We start from the raw sequence: 15,423 nt of genomic DNA on the forward strand, positions 1-15,423 counted from the left end.
TTTTTACCATAAATATAACAATTAAACCTACTTTATATATTAGAAATCTAATGCTACTATATAAAGTAGGAGTTTATTTTAAGGAATTAGCTACGACGTCTTCTCTTCCCAGAAAAAGGAGAGTTGGAAGAGCTACTATCGTCAGATCTACGAGGAGATCTTGATTCACCGCGTTCTGCACGAGTTGGTTTGCGATCATCTGATGATGAACGACGACGTCCTCCTCCGCTTTCTGAGCCTCCATAAGATGGTCTATCTCCGTCATTGCGACGACGATTTCCACCTTCAGAGCTTCCATAAGAAGAACGATCTCTGCTACCGCGATCACGATCTTCACTATTGCGACGACGATCTCCGCTACCTCTACGGTCACGATCTCCACCACCGCGTCTATCATCATCATTTCTTCTGTTAGAACGGTTTCCGCCACTTCTAAATCCACCACTGCTACGACGATCATCACGTCTGCGATCTCCGCCGCCACCTCTACGGTCACGGTTTCCACCACGTTTGCGATCACGACCGCCACCGCCCTGTGTTTCTTCTACACTTACACGACGTCCATCAAGATTAAAATCTTCAAAGAGTGCAATTACTTTTTCTTTATGCTCAGTATCTGTATTAAAGAAAGAAAAACTGTCTTTGCAGTCTACACGGTATATACCGTCTTGACCTAATCCTGTCATCTCTTTTAAGAAGTCTTTTAACTTCATCCAGTCAAAATCATCTTTACGACCTACATTAATGAAGTAACGTGTCGTATCTCCAGATTCTTCTTTAAAAGCAGCAACTGCATTTTGGTTAAGATCTTTTGCTTTTTTATAATAGTTAAAGAATCGAGTAAACTCTACAGAAAATACTTTCTTGATCAATTCTTCCTTTGTATTACTTTCTAACACTTCTTCTATAGCAGGAAGGTATGCCTCAATTTCAGGATTAACTTCAGTGCCGTGTATTTTATTTGCAAGATGGAAAAGTTGTACTTGGGTAATCTCTTTTCCGTCAGGAATGGTTTTTTGTTCAAACTTCTTTCCTAGAATTTTTTCTAGTTGTTTGATTTTGCGCATTTCACTTTTGGTCACAACAACCATAGATGTACCGCTTTTTCCAGCACGACCAGTACGACCAGAACGGTGTGTGTATGTTTCTATCTCGTCAGGAAGTTGGTAATTTATAACGTGAGTAATATCATCTACATCAATACCACGTGCGGCTACATCTGTAGCGACAAGCATTTGGATTTGTCTCCCACGGAAACTTTTCATCACAAGATCACGTTGATTCTGACTTAAATCTCCGTGCAGTGCTGCTGCATTATATCCATCTTCTATTAATTGTTCTGCTACTTTTTGAGTATCACGTTTGGTACGACAAAATATGACAGAAAAGATAGCCGGATTTGCATCAGCAAGGCGTTTAAGTGCTTGATAACGATCACGAGTATGAACTACGTAAAATTCGTGAGATACATTTTTTGCCCCTTCGTTTTTTGAACCTACAGTAATCTCTAATGGATTAATCATAAATTCTTTTGCAATACGAGCAACCTCTCTAGGCATGGTCGCACTAAAGAGCCACGTAAGCTTATCTTCTGGAGTATCTGCTAGGATCGTTGTGATATCTTCATAGAATCCCATATTAAGCATTTCATCTGCTTCATCAAGTACACAGTAGCTCAATTTTGTAATATCTACCATGCGTCTACGCATCATATCTTGCATACGACCAGGAGTCGCTACAACTATTTGAGCTCCTTTTGAGATCTCGCGTGCTTGTTCTTGAATATTTGCGCCTCCATATACAGCTACTACACGTAATCCTTTTACATGCTTTGCATATAATTTCATTTCGTTAGTGATTTGTAAACAAAGTTCGCGAGTAGGTGCAATGATAAGTCCTTGTGTTGTACGACTAGTTGCATCTATTTGTTGTAATAAAGGGAAACCAAAAGCAGCTGTTTTTCCAGTTCCGGTTTGTGCAAGTGCTACCATATCTCGATCTTCATCGAGTAGCATAGGAATTGCTTTTTGTTGAATTTCTGATGGAGTTACAAACCCCATATCGGCGATAGCCTGAAGTAAAGGCTCGTTTAAGCCTAATTGATCAAATGTCATTTGATGTATTTTATATGTTATCGTGCTGTTAAGAAGCGCAACGACGTATAAAAACCACTTGCTTCGATCAACACGGATGTACCAATTATAATTGATACAAACCCCACCCTGGGGTTTTGAAGGTGCAAAAGTACAACTAATTAATGAATTAGAATTACTAGCTATATAAATAATATATTATTGTAGTGTGGCCGTATATTCTATAAACTTTGCAACTGCTTTTCCTCTATGTCCTATTTTCCCTTTTAAGGCAAGTGCCATCTGAGCAAATGTAGCTTCATACCCTTCTGGTTTAAAGATAGGATCATACCCAAAACCTCCATCACCTTGTCGCTCTTTTGTAATCTCACCTTTACAAATGCCCTCAAATGTGTACATGGAGTTCGCTTTCGCGAAAGCGATTACCGTTTTAAACTGCGCACTTCTATCCGTTTGAGTTGCAAGATTGATCAACAGTTTGTTCATATTATCCGAAGCATTTTTTTGAGGACCTGCATATCGAGCAGAATAAACGCCGGGCTCATTATTTAAAGCAATCACTTCAAGTCCTGTATCATCTGCAAAACAATCATATCCATAGGTGTCTTTAATGTATTTCGCTTTTAAAATTGCATTTCCTTCTATCGTAGGAGCATCTTCTATAATATCTTCTGTACAGCCTATATCCTCTAGGCTTTTGAGTTGAATATACGAAGGGAGTAATCCTTGAACTTCTTTTAATTTATTTGGGTTATTTGTAGCAAAAACAAGTGTCATTATAGAATCTAATTAAAATAGGTTTCTAAGATACAGCACAATGATAAACCCTTCCTAAGATTCTACTTTAAAATCGTAGAAATATTTAAAATAAACTAAAAATCAATTTATTTTTAAATAACTCAATACGCAATTTTTTATAAATAAAACCACGTAAAATTACTTGGTTTTTAAAACAGATGACTACCCCTTTAAATCTCAGGCACTATTGCGTTAAGTTTGAGCAACAATACCAAAGACTAACCCTATGGATACGACAAAAGACACAGGTGCGCCTTCTGATGATACGTCAGGAGCAATTCCAAAAACAAAACCTAAAACTACTTCTAAAACTACTCCAAAGAAGAGTACAATAGCAAAAACTACTACTACGACAACAACTGCTAAAGCTACAGTGGCACATAACACAACTGTAGCAGAGACACCTGAATCACTTGGGATTTCGGAAGGAGTAAAAGGAGAGTTAAGTAGAGAAATTAATCAGATGCTTTCTTTTGCAGTATATAATGGGACTATTATTAATACAGATGTGATTTCTTTAATAGAAGATAGCAATGTAGAGAATCTGATTAATGCACATAATATGTTGTGTAAGAACATAGCACCGGCAACGCCAAAATCTATAGAATTTACACGTAAATTACGAAATAGAGATGTCGATAAATCACTTTTCAGAAAGCTTCCAATCATACGTAATCTTATTATACTAGCAATTATCTTCTTAATAACCTTTGTACTTACAGGGTCTACTGAGGGCGTAAATAATACATCTCTGGATTTAGGGGTTATGAATAATTCGGGAACAAGTTTATTACTTAACCTTGCTTATTTGGCTTCTGTATCAGGACTAGGTGTTGTTTTTTACTTGCTTAAGAATGTAAGTAGTGCTGTTAAGAGCGGAACCCTAGTTCCTGAAGATACCATTTATTATATAGCCCTTATTGTATTAGGGGTGATCGCAGGGCTTATTATGTCTGAAATTTTAAATCTGTATACAAAAGATGCAGATAGTATCAATCTTTTCAACAAAAGTGTCCTTGCACTCGTAGGTGGTTTTTCTTCAGATGCTATATTTACAGTACTACAGAGCTTAATCGATCGTCTTAAGTCCATTTTTGCTCCTTCAAATTCATAACGTTATGATCACAAAAGAACAATTTCAAACCATAGTACCCGATGTAAGTTGGAAGTTTATAGAACCATATTTAGGTATTTATGAAGAGGTGTTAGAAAAATATGAAATTAATACGCCTTTGCGTAAAGCTCATTTTCTAGCTCAGATATCTCATGAAAGCGGAAGTTTTCGATTTGTAATAGAGAATTTAAATTACTCAGCAAAAGCCTTATTTGCGGTGTTTAGAAAATATTTTCCAACACTTGCTGCCGCAGAGCTTTGTGCTAGACAGCCAGAAAAAATTGCTAACAAAGTGTATTCAAGTCGTATGGGCAATGGTGATGAGGCTAGTGGAGAAGGATGGAAATATAGAGGACGGGGTTTAATCCAATTAACTGGAAAAGATAATTACAAGGCTTTCTCTGCAGATACGGGACAGGATTTTGTGGCAAATCCAGACTTGGTAACACAACCAGAATGGGCATTATCTTCTGCTTGTTGGTTTTGGAAAAAAAGGAAGATCAATCAGTTTGCAGATGCAGATGATATTCATATGGTCACCAAAAGAATCAATGGAGGATTTAATGGTCTAGAACACAGACAACACTTCCTAGATGAATATAAAAGATTGTACAATATAGAATAAGTAGTATATAAGAATACTATATAAAATAAAGGAATCTTCAAAAAAAAACAGCTATGAGTAATGAGATAACTGCCTCAGAATTATCTTTTTGTGATAAACTACAAGCTATAACATATCAAACGGCAAATCAATACTGTGGAACACCGTTATGGCCTTCTCCTAAAGAGCCAATAGATAGTGGTCCTATGGTTACGGAGACTTTAACAGCAGTCTTTGAAGTACCTAATGATACAACATCTAATAAACAACAAGTCATATATGTTGGTATAGGGTACGGTTTCACAAATCCTACAAATCCTATAAACCCTTCAAATCCTATAAAGATTGCAGCGTTAACAACAGCAAATATTACGAGTATATTAAATGTTGCTTATGATGTTAATGATTCTGAATTGTTACAATTACTTCCTGAATTAAATGCAACAAAAAAAACTGTAGAGATTACAGAAAAAGACGGTAAGATAAAAAATGAATCAGTTTTAATTTATACTAGACAATTAGCTAAAGTAGGACTCATAGATGGTCCAGGGAATACTATGATGACTTTGGTTGCTGCAGTATATATGGCAGAACAATTATTATTTTTTCCATCAGAAGAGGAGCAGATATATGAGTATGGGATGACTAATATTTACCCTAAAGGAAACTTGTTAATTCATTGTCATAGTGGTGGTAGTCGATCTGTGACTATAACAGCATTGTATATATACTATAGGTTTTATGCTACTCAAGAAGGGAATACAGTTACGTTTGAAGAAATCTATAAACAAATTGTGTGTTATCGTAGTAAGGGAGGTGCTCCTAATGGACATCCAACGATGGGGATTTGTACAACTGCTTTTGAGGTATTAAATACATTCTCTCAATTATTCCCAGAACCAGTATTTAAACAAGAAAGATAAAGTTGTTTTGTACGCTCCTGTCTACCTACCGACAGGCAGGTTCGCGAAAGCGTATTTCTTAAAGATATATGTATTAGGAATAATTACACCAACTTGAAGATCACCGCTGCATAGGCATAAAAACGTATGTAGCGTAGTGCTCCAAAGAGTAAGTAATTTGTAAATTTATATTTAATCATCCCCGCAGCAATACTTGTCATTGCAAATGGAATAGGAAGTAATGCGCCTACAGCAATAATAAGTCCACCCCATTTTCTGGTATTCTTGATATGCTTTTTCATCTTTACCTCTAGGTAGTTATGTACAGCAGGTATTTTTGTGATGCCTTTCCCCATAAAAAAAGACAGAATCCCACCTAGGTATGACATTGTAGCAAGTAACGTAAGACTTATAAGAGGGGTATCTGTTTTGCCACTCCAAGCAATAAATAGTTCTGGAGGAATAATCCCAAGAATAGATTCTGAGATGAAAAAAGTACCTATAATCGTAAAATCAGAGTAATTATCTATAACGTAGGTAAGTGCCGTATTGACATCTATCACAAAATAGTTAATGAGTAATAGAATCCCTACAACAATAGCAATTGCAGGAACCGCTTTTTTTAAGGCGTCTTTTATAAAGCTATAAAAACCTGTATAGCTATAGTATTGATGCAATAATTGCAACCGACTCTTTTTTTTTGTCTTTGTAGGATTCATAGTATGCGTAAAAGGACTTCTTAATAAAATGTAAAAATACTATATAGTAGACGTATTTTATATTAATTAATTACTAAAATACAACCCTATTTTTTAGTAAGACGGGTTTAGGGTCTGGATGTTACATCAAAAAGTCTTCTATAGTAATGGTATAGAAGACTTTTTGGTATGCTATGTATTTTTCTCTCTATGAGTAGCGTGATCTATTCTAGGTTTAAAACTTACTATCTAGGTCGACTATTTTGTGTTGTATAGCATATACGACAAGTCCAGCAATGTTCTTAGATTCTGTTTTAAGTAATAAGTTATTACGATGCCCTTCTACCGTACGAGGGCTTATAAATAAGGCATCTGCAATCTCGTTAGTGGTGTGTTGTTTACAAATAAGCTCTAAGACTTCCTTTTCTCTTTTTGTAAAATAGGTCGTGTCAAAATTGGATTTGAGTTTCTTCTCAGAAGGGTTTAATAAGCCTTCTTGAATGAATTTTAATACTTGCGTATCGTAGTAAAATCCTTTTTCATACACTTCTTTAATGGTGGTAACCATCAGCTTTGGGGTACTGTTTTTGGCAAGATATGCTACCGCACCTATAGAAATCATATTGACAATAAACGGCTTACTAAAATAACTCGTTAATGCAATCGTCTTGATATCTGGAAACTCTTTATGTATCAGCTTTGTGGCTTCGACACCATTGAGTTCTGGCATTTTAAGATCGGTAAGAATCACATCGGGTAAGACCTCGCTTTCTCGTAATTGATCCATTAAGTCTTGTCCGTCTGTCGCGTCAAAAAGGATGTCAAAATCTTTTTCTCTACTTAATATTGCGCGTAATCCTTGTCTGAAGAGTAACTCATCATCTGCAAGAACTATTTTTATTTGATTACTCATTATTTTTTGATTGTATGGTAAATAAGCTTCCTTTATCTATTTCACTTTCTACGTGTAGATCACATTCTAAAATAGATGTTCTACTTTTAATATTCTGTAAGCCAATACCTGATTTTTTCTTGATTTTTGATACATCAAAACCGTTGCCATTATCTTTACATGTGAGCGTAAAACGGTTTCCTTCTTCTTTTTGTAATTTTATTTTCATACGACTTGCATCTCCATGTCTTGTCGCATTATTAATTAATTCTTGTACGATTCTAAATACATGAAGTTCATTGGTTTTACTTAAGAAACCAAGATCGTCTATACTGTGTTTGATTTGTAGTTGTTTGCTTTTTGTAAAATCGTCAAAGAGCTCTTCTAAGGCTACTTTAAGTCCAAATTTATCTAGGATAGGAGGTAAGAGGTCGTGGGCTATTTTACGGGAACTCTCAAGGGTTGTAGAGGTGATGCCCAGTATATGTTCTACAGATAATTTTTGAGCTTCATTTAGATCATCGTCGTCTAGTAATAAGTTTGCTGTAAGACTCACTACATTAAGTCGTGCACTTATGGCATCGTGTAGATCTTGGGCAATACGTTTGCGTTCTTCTTCTTGTGTAGAGATGGTAGCTTGTAAAATCGTTTTTTGATGTTCTAATCTAAGCGCTGCTTTTTCTAATTCTTTTTGAATGATCTTACGTCTTGAGTAATGGAAAAACAAGAGCAGTCCCGTGGTCAATAAGACCAGGAATATAATTCCATAAGCTAGTGCTGCTATGACTAAGTCTTGGTCTTGCGTTTCGAGAAAGTGTTCTTCCATTCTAGGAGAATTAAAATTAAAAAGACTAAGTATAATATTTTGTGGATAAACCAAATATTTACCGCGACAGTATTGTCAAAATTGGCCAAATAATTTCCTAAGAAAAATATTAATGTACTTGCTGAAATGTATGTTAATATGGCCGCGTTTATATATAGATATTTTCCTTTGGTGGTTAATGAATTGTATAAATGAATCACTGAATAAATTACGAGAGGAAATGATGTTATAAATACCTCAAGTAAGTTAAATTCAAATAAAATTTTTGGATGTATAATGTATTGGATGCCAATCATTAATAATACAGCAATAAATATAGAAACTATGAATTTTCTTTGTTTTAACTTAAATAGATTGAAATAAAATAATGAAATTAAAATGAATTGAGTTATAAAATAGAAGTGAGATAAATATAGATTATTCTCCTTATATTCATTCATGATATTTGTAATAATTAATAATATTAAGCTAACAATTAAATAAAGGTGAAAGATTCTAAAAGCCATAAACATTTTAAAATATTTATGGCTTTTAGTAAATAAAATAAAATTTATAAATAATAGTAGAATACCTAAATATTTAATAATGTCATCTACTAGTTCAGTCATTTACAATTTATTTTAATGATTTAACGGACTATCATCGTCACAATTACTAGGGCAAGGAGCAGTAAAATCATACACCCCACTTCCATTTAATGTGATACCACTTGGGTATCTATACGTACCACCATCACTATTTTTTTCATCTTTTACAATATCTCTGTAAATAATCTCTCCTTGTCTGTTTACAGTTGTTGTTTTTTCTGTACCTACAACTAGTATTTTTTCTCCATATCCAGCATTTTTAATCGCTTGATCTCTGCCAGCACCAGGAGGGTATCTGTTATCTATATCCGTAATGATAGTTTCGTCTATTGCCATATAAGCACGAATTTTTTCTTCTTGGGTATCAGAATAATGACCTGTAATATTCCCAGCTCCATCCATAGAAATAACGCCCATTTCTGATAATGTTCCTAAAAGATCTTGTACCGGTACTAAAAATGCATTACAGTGATCCTGTCCTTTGGTTTCAGATTGCCATTTTAGGGTCCAGGCTTCTGCTTCTGATAATTTAATAATGTTACTCATAAGTTTAGAGGTTTATTTTGGTTAATAAGTTCCTAATTTCGCTAAAATTAACTGATAAAAAAATATTTTCTTAAAAAACAGGTACTTTTACGGGGTTTCTTTTTTTGATATGATGTAAGCTACTGTTTTTACTAAGATATTGGTATAAACACTATCAAAATAAAGCACAGTAAAGCAGTATGTTGAATGTGGTTTTCCCGTAAAAATACCTATATGCGTATGAATCTCATGTTGTACGTTTGCGGTATCACACCATATACGATCATGAAAACTAACCAACTATCTTCCCTAAAGTTATTTGCGATTACTGTTTTTTTATTCTTATTTATACTCAGTTTTGCGACGTGTAAACAAGAAGTTAAAGCACCACCATCATCTCCTATAGATACCACAAAAATGAGAACACCAATTGTCTCTAGTCAATATGATAGTGTGGAGATGGCGCGTCTAGACTCGTTGTATACACGAGCTATGAAACAGTCTCAGAACCCATCCCCTCAAAAGATATATGATCACCTTCTTCCAATAGAAGGAAATAGCAACTTGATAGATACCCTCATCCAAGGAGAACGCTATGTGCAAATGGTGTCTTGGAAATCTCATCCTAGTTATTATTCTAAAAAAGGAATTGATAGTACACAAGGGTATGATATCTGGGTAACGGCAGCTCCTATTATAAAAGATAGCTGTCGTAGTTTTTTTAAAACACAGAAGGATCCTATTATGCGACTACGACAATTATTAGGGTTGCAACCCTTTACACAGGAAACTTTCTTTTTAGAGGTATGGGTAAAACCAAGTGATTTATACCGTCCATGTCCTGATAATGAAACTACTGATACGGTTTGCGAACTCAATGTTCCTGATGATATCACTGAGGGATATCGTACATGGTTTAATCATACCAGAGCGGTGCAATACAATGATTGTACAGATACGAAGTTTCATGAGTATGGATATCCTTGGACACAATTAGGCTATACCTATGATTGGAGTCCCGAGAATCCGTCACATATTGGATTGTCCGAGTTTGTGATACGCAGGCATGTGAATATCTATGTACGCGGAAAATATAAGACAGTAGTGTATTGCGATCAATAAGATAATTTGGGTGCAATTTGTCTTTAGAAAATCACTCCATCACTTTTGTTTAGAAATTTATTGACATCATAGAATTAGAGTACTACTCTATTTTAGAGAGTGGCTCTATTTTGTGTTTGTCATGAAAATGTCTAGACGATGCGATTTCTCAACATTTGTTTCTCGTTCTACCAAAATAACAAACACAGTCATCTCGACGATAGGAGAGATCGCACATGAAACTCACGTTAGAGTTTGCTTTGTTTCAGGTTCTCATCAAAAGGAATTTGTTATTTATATAATGAGATTCCGAAATGAATTCGGAATGACTTTAGGTGCATCAATAATTATCGATGATGATAGGGTTCTCCTTTTAGGATGGTGTATCCACGATAGAGTTGTTCTGTGATAAATAGACGTACCATCTGGTGGCTAAACGTCATTTGAGATAACGCAATTTTACCTTGAGAGGCTTTATATACTGTGTCAGAAAATCCATAAGGTCCGCCTATCACAAGGACCAATGTTTTATAGCCTCCGTTCATTTTCTTTTGTAAAAACTGAGAAAATCCTACGCTATTCATTTCTTTTCCGTTTTCGTCCAAGAGAATTAAATGATCTTGAGAACCTACTTTAGAAAGAATAAGCGTTCCTTCTTTTTCTTTTTGTTGTGCCTCGCTGAGGTTTTTTACATTCTTAATATCTGGAATGATTTCTATAGAAAACTTGATATAATGATTCAAACGTTTGCTATATTCTTCAATAAGAGCCAGTAAATGCTTGTCATCTGTTTTTCCGATACAAAGTAGTTTGATGTTCATGGGGGTAAAAATACAAATCCTCCTTATCATTTTATATGTATCATTCGTAGGCTTTGCTTATTTTTACATAAACTAGTCATATATGATTACAGAAGTGCAATTTGAGAAAGAGATAGAGGGAATTATAGAAAATGCCATCCGCGAAGATGTGGGCGATGGAGATCATAGTTCGTTAGCTTGTATTCCGGCTTCGGCTACGGGGAAAGCAAAACTACTTGTGAAAGATGAGGGGATTCTTGCTGGGGTAGCTTTCGCGAAAGCGGTATTTGCCTACGTAGATCCATTGCTTCAAATAGAAGAGCGTATCCCAGATGGGAGTCGCGTGCAATATGGAGATATTGCTTTTTATGTATCTGGACCTTCACAATCTATTCTTAAAGCAGAACGACTTGTGCTTAATGCTATGCAACGTATGAGTGCTATTGCAACAAAAACTGCCTTTTTTGTCAACCTACTAGATGATACAGGGACAAAAATCCTAGATACGCGTAAAACAACACCAGGAATACGTGCTCTCGAAAAATGGGCTGTAAAAATAGGAGGCGGAGAAAATCATCGTTTTGCATTGTATGATATGATTATGCTTAAAGACAATCATATTGATTTTGCAGGGGGGATTACCCAAGCAATACAGAAAACAGCAAACTATCTTAAAGAAACTAAGCGTGATCTTAAGATTATCGTAGAGGCACGCGATCTAGAGGAGATCGATGAGATTCTTAAAAGCCATACCGAGGTATATCGTATCCTTATAGATAATTTTAATTATGAAGATACAAAAGAGGCTGTACGTCGTATAGGTGATTTGTGTTTAACAGAATCTTCTGGTGGGATTAATGAAAAAACTATACGTGAGTATGCGCTGTGTGGGGTAGACTATATTTCTAGCGGTGCTTTGACACATTCAGTATACAATCTTGATTTAAGTTTGAAAGCAGTATAAATGAGCGCACCATTAGAAAATAAGCTAGAACGTTTTGCGAGTTTTAGATTCTGTGTGCGCTGTCTTAAAAAAGTGGTACTTCCAGGTTTTGGAGGGATGACTTTATATCATCTTATAAAAACCTACCTGATAGGGATTGTACGAGGGACATTGTCTTCTAGAGCGGGCTCTATAGCTTATAGTTTTTTTATGGCGATATTTCCTGCGTTACTTTTTTTATTAAATCTCATTCCTATTATTCCAATCCCTGATTTTCAGAATAAGTTTATGGGATTTATATATGACCTTATACCAGAACAGTCCTTAGTCTTTTTTGAGCCTGTGATACAGGATATCTCGAGAAATCCAAGAACGGGACTTCTTTCCTTTGTAGCCATCTTAGGATTGTTACTTATGGCAAACGGAGTGAATGCTATTTTTAGCGGTTTTGAAGGGTCATTTAATGTCACAATTAACAGGAATTTTTTAAAACAGTATCTTGTAGCTTTAGGAGTTGCTATTGTTTTGGCATTGTTGTTGGTTACTACTATATCAGTACTGATATATTTTGAATACTTATTGCGTACTTTAAGAGATCGAGATATGATGAGTAATAGTACAGATGTTGCTTTGGTATCTATAGGAAGTTATATGTTTTTTGTTATTATGATATACATATCTATAGCGACACTTTATTATTTTGGAACAAAAGAAGGGCGAAACACGCGTTTTTTTTCTCCAGGAGCATTAATGACGACCATATTATTTATGCTTACGACTTATCTTTTTGGAATTTATATAGATAATTTTTCAAATTATAATGAGTTGTATGGATCGATAGGAGCTCTTTTAATTATGATGTTATATATTTGGCTTAACTCTAACCTATTATTACTTGGTTTTGAGTTAAATGCCGCCTTACAAAAATTACGAATGAACCAAAACCCTAATACAAACAAACAATGAGAAATTTTATGTTAGCCGTAATGGCTGTTTTTAGTATTGCTTTTGCAAATGCACAAACACAAGTGGGAGACGCAACACTTCCTAATCAAATGACAATAGAAGGAACTGACCTAGTTCTTAATGGAGCAGGAATGAGAGAGAAAGTCGTATTTGACCTGTATGCAGGAGGACTATACCTTCAATCTAAAAGTAGTGATGCTTCTAGTATTATAAATGCAGATGAGACGATGGTGATTAAATTAGATATCGTTTCTGGATTAGTATCTAGTAAAAAAATGGCAAATGCTGTAGATGATGGTTTTGAAGCAGCTACAAATGATAATATTGGACCTCTTGCAGATCGAATAGAAAAATTTAAAAGCTTCTTTAGTGAGAAGATTGTAAAGACCAATGTATTTGATATAGCATATATCAAAGGAGAAGGATCTGTCGTTTACAAAAACGGAACGAAAGTAGGTGTTATAGAAGGAATGGACTTTAAGAAAGCACTTTTTGGAATCTGGCTTGGTGAAGACCCAGCAGATGATGATCTTAAAGAAGGAATGTTAGGAAGCTAAAAAAAATCACACTATTAATAGTACAGATACAGCGGGCATTTGTCCGCTGTATTTATATAGTGTTATGATTATGATAAGAAAAAACTCTTTTTTAGTATGTAGTTGTATTTTATTTTTTGTGTTTCAAACCTACGCACAAACACAAGATGTTTATGGTACGTGGACTACGGTAGATGATGAAACAGGTGAGCGTAAAGCAACAGTAGAGATCTATGAACGTAACGGTAAGGTTTATGGAAAAGTAATACAAATTACCAGAGAATCTAGTCGTAACAATGTGTGTGACCTTTGTGAAGGTGAAGATAAGGATAAGCCCGTAATTGGTTTTGAATTTATAAAAGGACTATCCTTTAAAAATGGAAAATACCAAGGAGGAACTATAACAGATCCAGGAAATGGAAAGGTATATCGGTCTAAAATATGGCTCGATCCAGATAACCCAAATAGACTGAATCTTAGAGGATATATACTTTTCTTTTATAGAACACAACAATGGATACGAGTTGAATAAATACTAGTAAAATAATCACTTGATTATAAAACCCCGTATTTCTACGGGGTTTTTTCTTGGTCATAAGTTTTAGTTTTGGAAGAACGTCAATATAATTATAAAAGATTATTTGATGAAGAAATTATTAACTAACACTAAAACACAATAATTATGGTGAACCCAATGATTGGACAAACAATATTGTTTGGCGGAAATTTTGCTCCTAGGGGTTGGGCGTTTTGTGAAGGACAGCTATTAGCTATCTCTTCAAATACGGCTTTATTCTCTATACTAGGGACTACCTATGGCGGAGACGGAAGGACTACTTTTGGCCTACCTGATCTAAGAGGTAGAGGACCTAAGCACTTTGGTAATAGTCAAGGGCCTGGACTAAGTCCTTATAGACTTGGAGAAAAAGGAGGCTCCGAGACAGAAACACTGAGAACTTCTAATATCCCTGCTCATAATCACCCAGTGATGCTAAGTGTAGCAGACGATGCAAATACTGATGATCCGGAAGGAGCTTTTCTTGGAGCAGGAACAACTGTATACAATACAAGTTCAACAGGGAATAATGTACTAGCTGGAGGTGCATCTACCAATACAGGAAGCGGATTGCCATTTCAAATGATGCAACCATATATTGCTGTAAATTATATCATTGCTTTATTTGGAACATATCCATCTAGAAACTAATGCATAATTACGCATACTGATTTAAACAATTATTCAAAACATTAATTAACTTTTTTTAAAAAATATAGAAAATGGATCCATTTTTAGCAGAAATAACAATGTTCGGAGGAAATTTTGCACCAAGAGGTTGGGCATTTTGTAACGGACAATTATTACCAATAAACCAGAACTCAGCATTATTCTCTCTTTTAGGAACAACCTACGGAGGAGATGGAAGAACAACATTTGCTTTACCAGATTTAAGAGGTAGAGTTGCAATTCATCCAGGTCATGGACCAGGATTATCTAATTATAGTTTAGGAGAAAGAGGAGGAAAAGAAGCAGAAATACTTACTGTTGCAAATTTACCATCTCATAATCATGGTGTTTCAATAAGTGTTGCAGATGATGCAAATACAGATGATCCTGAAGGAGCTTTTCTTGGAGCAGGAACAACAATATACAATACGGCTAAAACAGGTAACAATACACTTGCAGGAGCAGCATCTCTAAATACAGGGTCAAATCAGGCTTTTAGTATTCTTCAGCCATTTAATACTGTAAATTATATCATTGCACTACAAGGAGTATTTCCAAGTAGAAACTAAGAATATTTTAATTCAATTTAGGGAATTGAATATTTTAAGGGGAAGTGACCTTCGGGGAGCTTCCCTTTCTTTATTGTATACTAATTAATTTTTAGTTACACATATACATACTACTTTATAGATTAATGTTTATAAAAGTAGGCTTCTCACTGTAGTATGATCTTACATACTTCGTATTTTCGTTTTTATTATTTTACATCGGTATAACGTAATACCTTTGTAATGCAAAACGAGCCTTTATATA

General features: G+C 35.0%; 17 protein-coding genes. 10 read left to right on the plus strand and 7 right to left on the minus strand.

The genetic code is table 11. The features are described 5' to 3' along the window. Nucleotides 1–86 precede the first annotated feature (86 nt). Nucleotides 87–2,114, minus strand: a complete 2,028-nt coding sequence (locus ABJD27_RS10845) for a DEAD/DEAH box helicase (RefSeq protein ID WP_348166699.1) — start codon at nucleotides 2,112–2,114, stop codon at nucleotides 87–89. A gap of 177 nt (nucleotides 2,115–2,291) precedes the next feature. After that, the gene (locus ABJD27_RS10850; protein ID WP_348166702.1) at nucleotides 2,292–2,870 is read right to left on the minus strand and encodes a non-canonical purine NTP diphosphatase; all 579 of its coding nucleotides are present in this window, start codon (nucleotides 2,868–2,870) and stop codon (nucleotides 2,292–2,294) included. 247 nt (nucleotides 2,871–3,117) lie between these two features. On the opposite strand from ABJD27_RS10850, the gene ABJD27_RS10855 reads away from it, so the two are divergent. Genes ABJD27_RS10855 through ABJD27_RS10865 form a run of 3 tightly spaced genes read left to right on the plus strand, consistent with a single transcriptional unit; the run spans nucleotide 3,118 to nucleotide 5,532 of the window. Then, nucleotides 3,118–4,005 (plus strand): hypothetical protein, encoded by an 888-nt coding sequence (locus ABJD27_RS10855; protein ID WP_348166705.1) that lies wholly within the window; start codon nucleotides 3,118–3,120, stop codon nucleotides 4,003–4,005. A gap of 4 nt (nucleotides 4,006–4,009) precedes the next feature. Then, nucleotides 4,010–4,630 (plus strand): glycoside hydrolase family 19 protein, encoded by a 621-nt coding sequence (locus tag ABJD27_RS10860; RefSeq protein WP_348166708.1) that lies wholly within the window; start codon nucleotides 4,010–4,012, stop codon nucleotides 4,628–4,630. Nucleotides 4,631–4,683: 53 nt separating this feature from the next. Further along, nucleotides 4,684–5,532 (plus strand): hypothetical protein, encoded by an 849-nt coding sequence (locus ABJD27_RS10865; protein WP_348166711.1) that lies wholly within the window; start codon nucleotides 4,684–4,686, stop codon nucleotides 5,530–5,532. 83 nt (nucleotides 5,533–5,615) lie between these two features. On the opposite strand, the gene ABJD27_RS10870 is transcribed toward ABJD27_RS10865, so the two are convergent. The 4 genes from ABJD27_RS10870 to ABJD27_RS10885 all read right to left on the minus strand — a co-directional run bounded on the left by ABJD27_RS10870 (nucleotide 5,616) and on the right by ABJD27_RS10885 (nucleotide 9,060). After that, nucleotides 5,616–6,230, minus strand: a complete 615-nt coding sequence (locus tag ABJD27_RS10870; RefSeq protein WP_348166714.1) for a VTT domain-containing protein — start codon at nucleotides 6,228–6,230, stop codon at nucleotides 5,616–5,618. 214 nt (nucleotides 6,231–6,444) lie between these two features. Beyond that, complete coding sequence (locus tag ABJD27_RS10875) at nucleotides 6,445–7,122, minus strand: response regulator transcription factor (protein WP_348166717.1); 678 nt, start codon at nucleotides 7,120–7,122, stop codon at nucleotides 6,445–6,447. After that, nucleotides 7,115–7,927, minus strand: a complete 813-nt coding sequence (locus tag ABJD27_RS10880) for an ATP-binding protein (RefSeq protein WP_348166720.1) — start codon at nucleotides 7,925–7,927, stop codon at nucleotides 7,115–7,117. The genes ABJD27_RS10875 and ABJD27_RS10880 overlap by 8 nt, the downstream gene beginning before the upstream one ends. 620 nt (nucleotides 7,928–8,547) lie before the next feature. Next, nucleotides 8,548–9,060 (minus strand): hypothetical protein, encoded by a 513-nt coding sequence (locus ABJD27_RS10885; RefSeq protein WP_348166723.1) that lies wholly within the window; start codon nucleotides 9,058–9,060, stop codon nucleotides 8,548–8,550. A 264-nt stretch (nucleotides 9,061–9,324) separates the two neighbouring features. Between ABJD27_RS10885 and ABJD27_RS10890 the strand changes: the two genes are divergently transcribed. Beyond that, nucleotides 9,325–10,161, plus strand: a complete 837-nt coding sequence (locus tag ABJD27_RS10890; RefSeq protein ID WP_348166726.1) for a hypothetical protein — start codon at nucleotides 9,325–9,327, stop codon at nucleotides 10,159–10,161. 326 nt (nucleotides 10,162–10,487) lie between these two features. Here the strand turns inward: ABJD27_RS10890 and rlmH are convergent, their stop codons facing one another. Then, nucleotides 10,488–10,961: a 23S rRNA (pseudouridine(1915)-N(3))-methyltransferase RlmH gene (rlmH, locus tag ABJD27_RS10895; RefSeq protein WP_348166729.1), complete on the minus strand. Its 474-nt coding sequence runs from the start codon at nucleotides 10,959–10,961 to the stop codon at nucleotides 10,488–10,490. A gap of 82 nt (nucleotides 10,962–11,043) precedes the next feature. Here rlmH and nadC point away from each other — a divergent pair, with 82 nt between their 5' ends. The 6 genes from nadC (at nucleotide 11,044) to ABJD27_RS10925 (ending at nucleotide 15,179) form a co-directional block, all read left to right on the plus strand. Then, nucleotides 11,044–11,904, plus strand: coding sequence for a carboxylating nicotinate-nucleotide diphosphorylase (gene nadC / locus ABJD27_RS10900; RefSeq protein WP_348166732.1), 861 nt, complete (start codon nucleotides 11,044–11,046; stop codon nucleotides 11,902–11,904). Next, a complete protein-coding gene (locus ABJD27_RS10905) occupies nucleotides 11,905–12,849 on the plus strand; it encodes a YihY/virulence factor BrkB family protein (protein ID WP_348166735.1) in 945 nt (314 codons plus the stop codon). It begins immediately after the preceding gene. Continuing rightward, nucleotides 12,846–13,406, plus strand: coding sequence for a chalcone isomerase family protein (locus tag ABJD27_RS10910; protein ID WP_348166738.1), 561 nt, complete (start codon nucleotides 12,846–12,848; stop codon nucleotides 13,404–13,406). The genes ABJD27_RS10905 and ABJD27_RS10910 overlap by 4 nt, the downstream gene beginning before the upstream one ends. 118 nt (nucleotides 13,407–13,524) lie before the next feature. Then, nucleotides 13,525–13,917 carry a DUF2147 domain-containing protein gene (locus tag ABJD27_RS10915; protein ID WP_348166741.1) on the plus strand — a complete coding sequence of 131 codons (393 nt, stop codon included), beginning with the start codon at nucleotides 13,525–13,527 and terminating at the stop codon, nucleotides 13,915–13,917. Between the two features lie 150 nt (nucleotides 13,918–14,067). Next, on the plus strand, nucleotides 14,068–14,592 hold the full coding sequence (locus ABJD27_RS10920; RefSeq protein WP_348166744.1) for a tail fiber protein: 525 nt from the start codon (nucleotides 14,068–14,070) through the stop codon (nucleotides 14,590–14,592). Nucleotides 14,593–14,663: 71 nt separating this feature from the next. Beyond that, a complete protein-coding gene (locus ABJD27_RS10925; protein WP_348166747.1) occupies nucleotides 14,664–15,179 on the plus strand; it encodes a tail fiber protein in 516 nt (171 codons plus the stop codon). Nucleotides 15,180–15,423: the final 244 nt, after the last annotated feature.

Origin of the sequence: Dokdonia sp. (assembly GCF_039945015.1) — a bacterium.
In the GTDB taxonomy this organism is placed as follows: domain Bacteria; phylum Bacteroidota; class Bacteroidia; order Flavobacteriales; family Flavobacteriaceae; genus Dokdonia.

Bases quoted from the DNA above. Each gene is read 5' to 3' on its own strand.
- ABJD27_RS10925 (WP_348166747.1), top strand. From the start codon at position 14,664: ATGGATCCATTTTTAGCAGAAATAACAATGTTCGGAGGAAATTTTGCA.
- ABJD27_RS10910 (WP_348166738.1), top strand. From the start codon at position 12,846: ATGAGAAATTTTATGTTAGCCGTAATGGCTGTTTTTAGTATTGCTTTT.
- ABJD27_RS10850 (WP_348166702.1), bottom strand. From the start codon at position 2,870: ATGACACTTGTTTTTGCTACAAATAACCCAAATAAATTAAAAGAAGTT.
- nadC (WP_348166732.1), top strand. From the start codon at position 11,044: ATGATTACAGAAGTGCAATTTGAGAAAGAGATAGAGGGAATTATAGAA.
- ABJD27_RS10855 (WP_348166705.1), top strand. From the start codon at position 3,118: ATGGATACGACAAAAGACACAGGTGCGCCTTCTGATGATACGTCAGGA.
- ABJD27_RS10860 (WP_348166708.1), top strand. From the start codon at position 4,010: ATGATCACAAAAGAACAATTTCAAACCATAGTACCCGATGTAAGTTGG.
- ABJD27_RS10880 (WP_348166720.1), bottom strand. From the start codon at position 7,927: ATGGAAGAACACTTTCTCGAAACGCAAGACCAAGACTTAGTCATAGCA.
- ABJD27_RS10890 (WP_348166726.1), top strand. From the start codon at position 9,325: ATGAAAACTAACCAACTATCTTCCCTAAAGTTATTTGCGATTACTGTT.
- rlmH (WP_348166729.1), bottom strand. From the start codon at position 10,961: ATGAACATCAAACTACTTTGTATCGGAAAAACAGATGACAAGCATTTA.
- ABJD27_RS10865 (WP_348166711.1), top strand. From the start codon at position 4,684: ATGAGTAATGAGATAACTGCCTCAGAATTATCTTTTTGTGATAAACTA.
- ABJD27_RS10885 (WP_348166723.1), bottom strand. From the start codon at position 9,060: ATGAGTAACATTATTAAATTATCAGAAGCAGAAGCCTGGACCCTAAAA.
- ABJD27_RS10870 (WP_348166714.1), bottom strand. From the start codon at position 6,230: ATGAATCCTACAAAGACAAAAAAAAAGAGTCGGTTGCAATTATTGCAT.
- ABJD27_RS10905 (WP_348166735.1), top strand. From the start codon at position 11,905: ATGAGCGCACCATTAGAAAATAAGCTAGAACGTTTTGCGAGTTTTAGA.
- ABJD27_RS10845 (WP_348166699.1), bottom strand. From the start codon at position 2,114: ATGACATTTGATCAATTAGGCTTAAACGAGCCTTTACTTCAGGCTATC.
- ABJD27_RS10920 (WP_348166744.1), top strand. From the start codon at position 14,068: ATGGTGAACCCAATGATTGGACAAACAATATTGTTTGGCGGAAATTTT.
- ABJD27_RS10875 (WP_348166717.1), bottom strand. From the start codon at position 7,122: ATGAGTAATCAAATAAAAATAGTTCTTGCAGATGATGAGTTACTCTTC.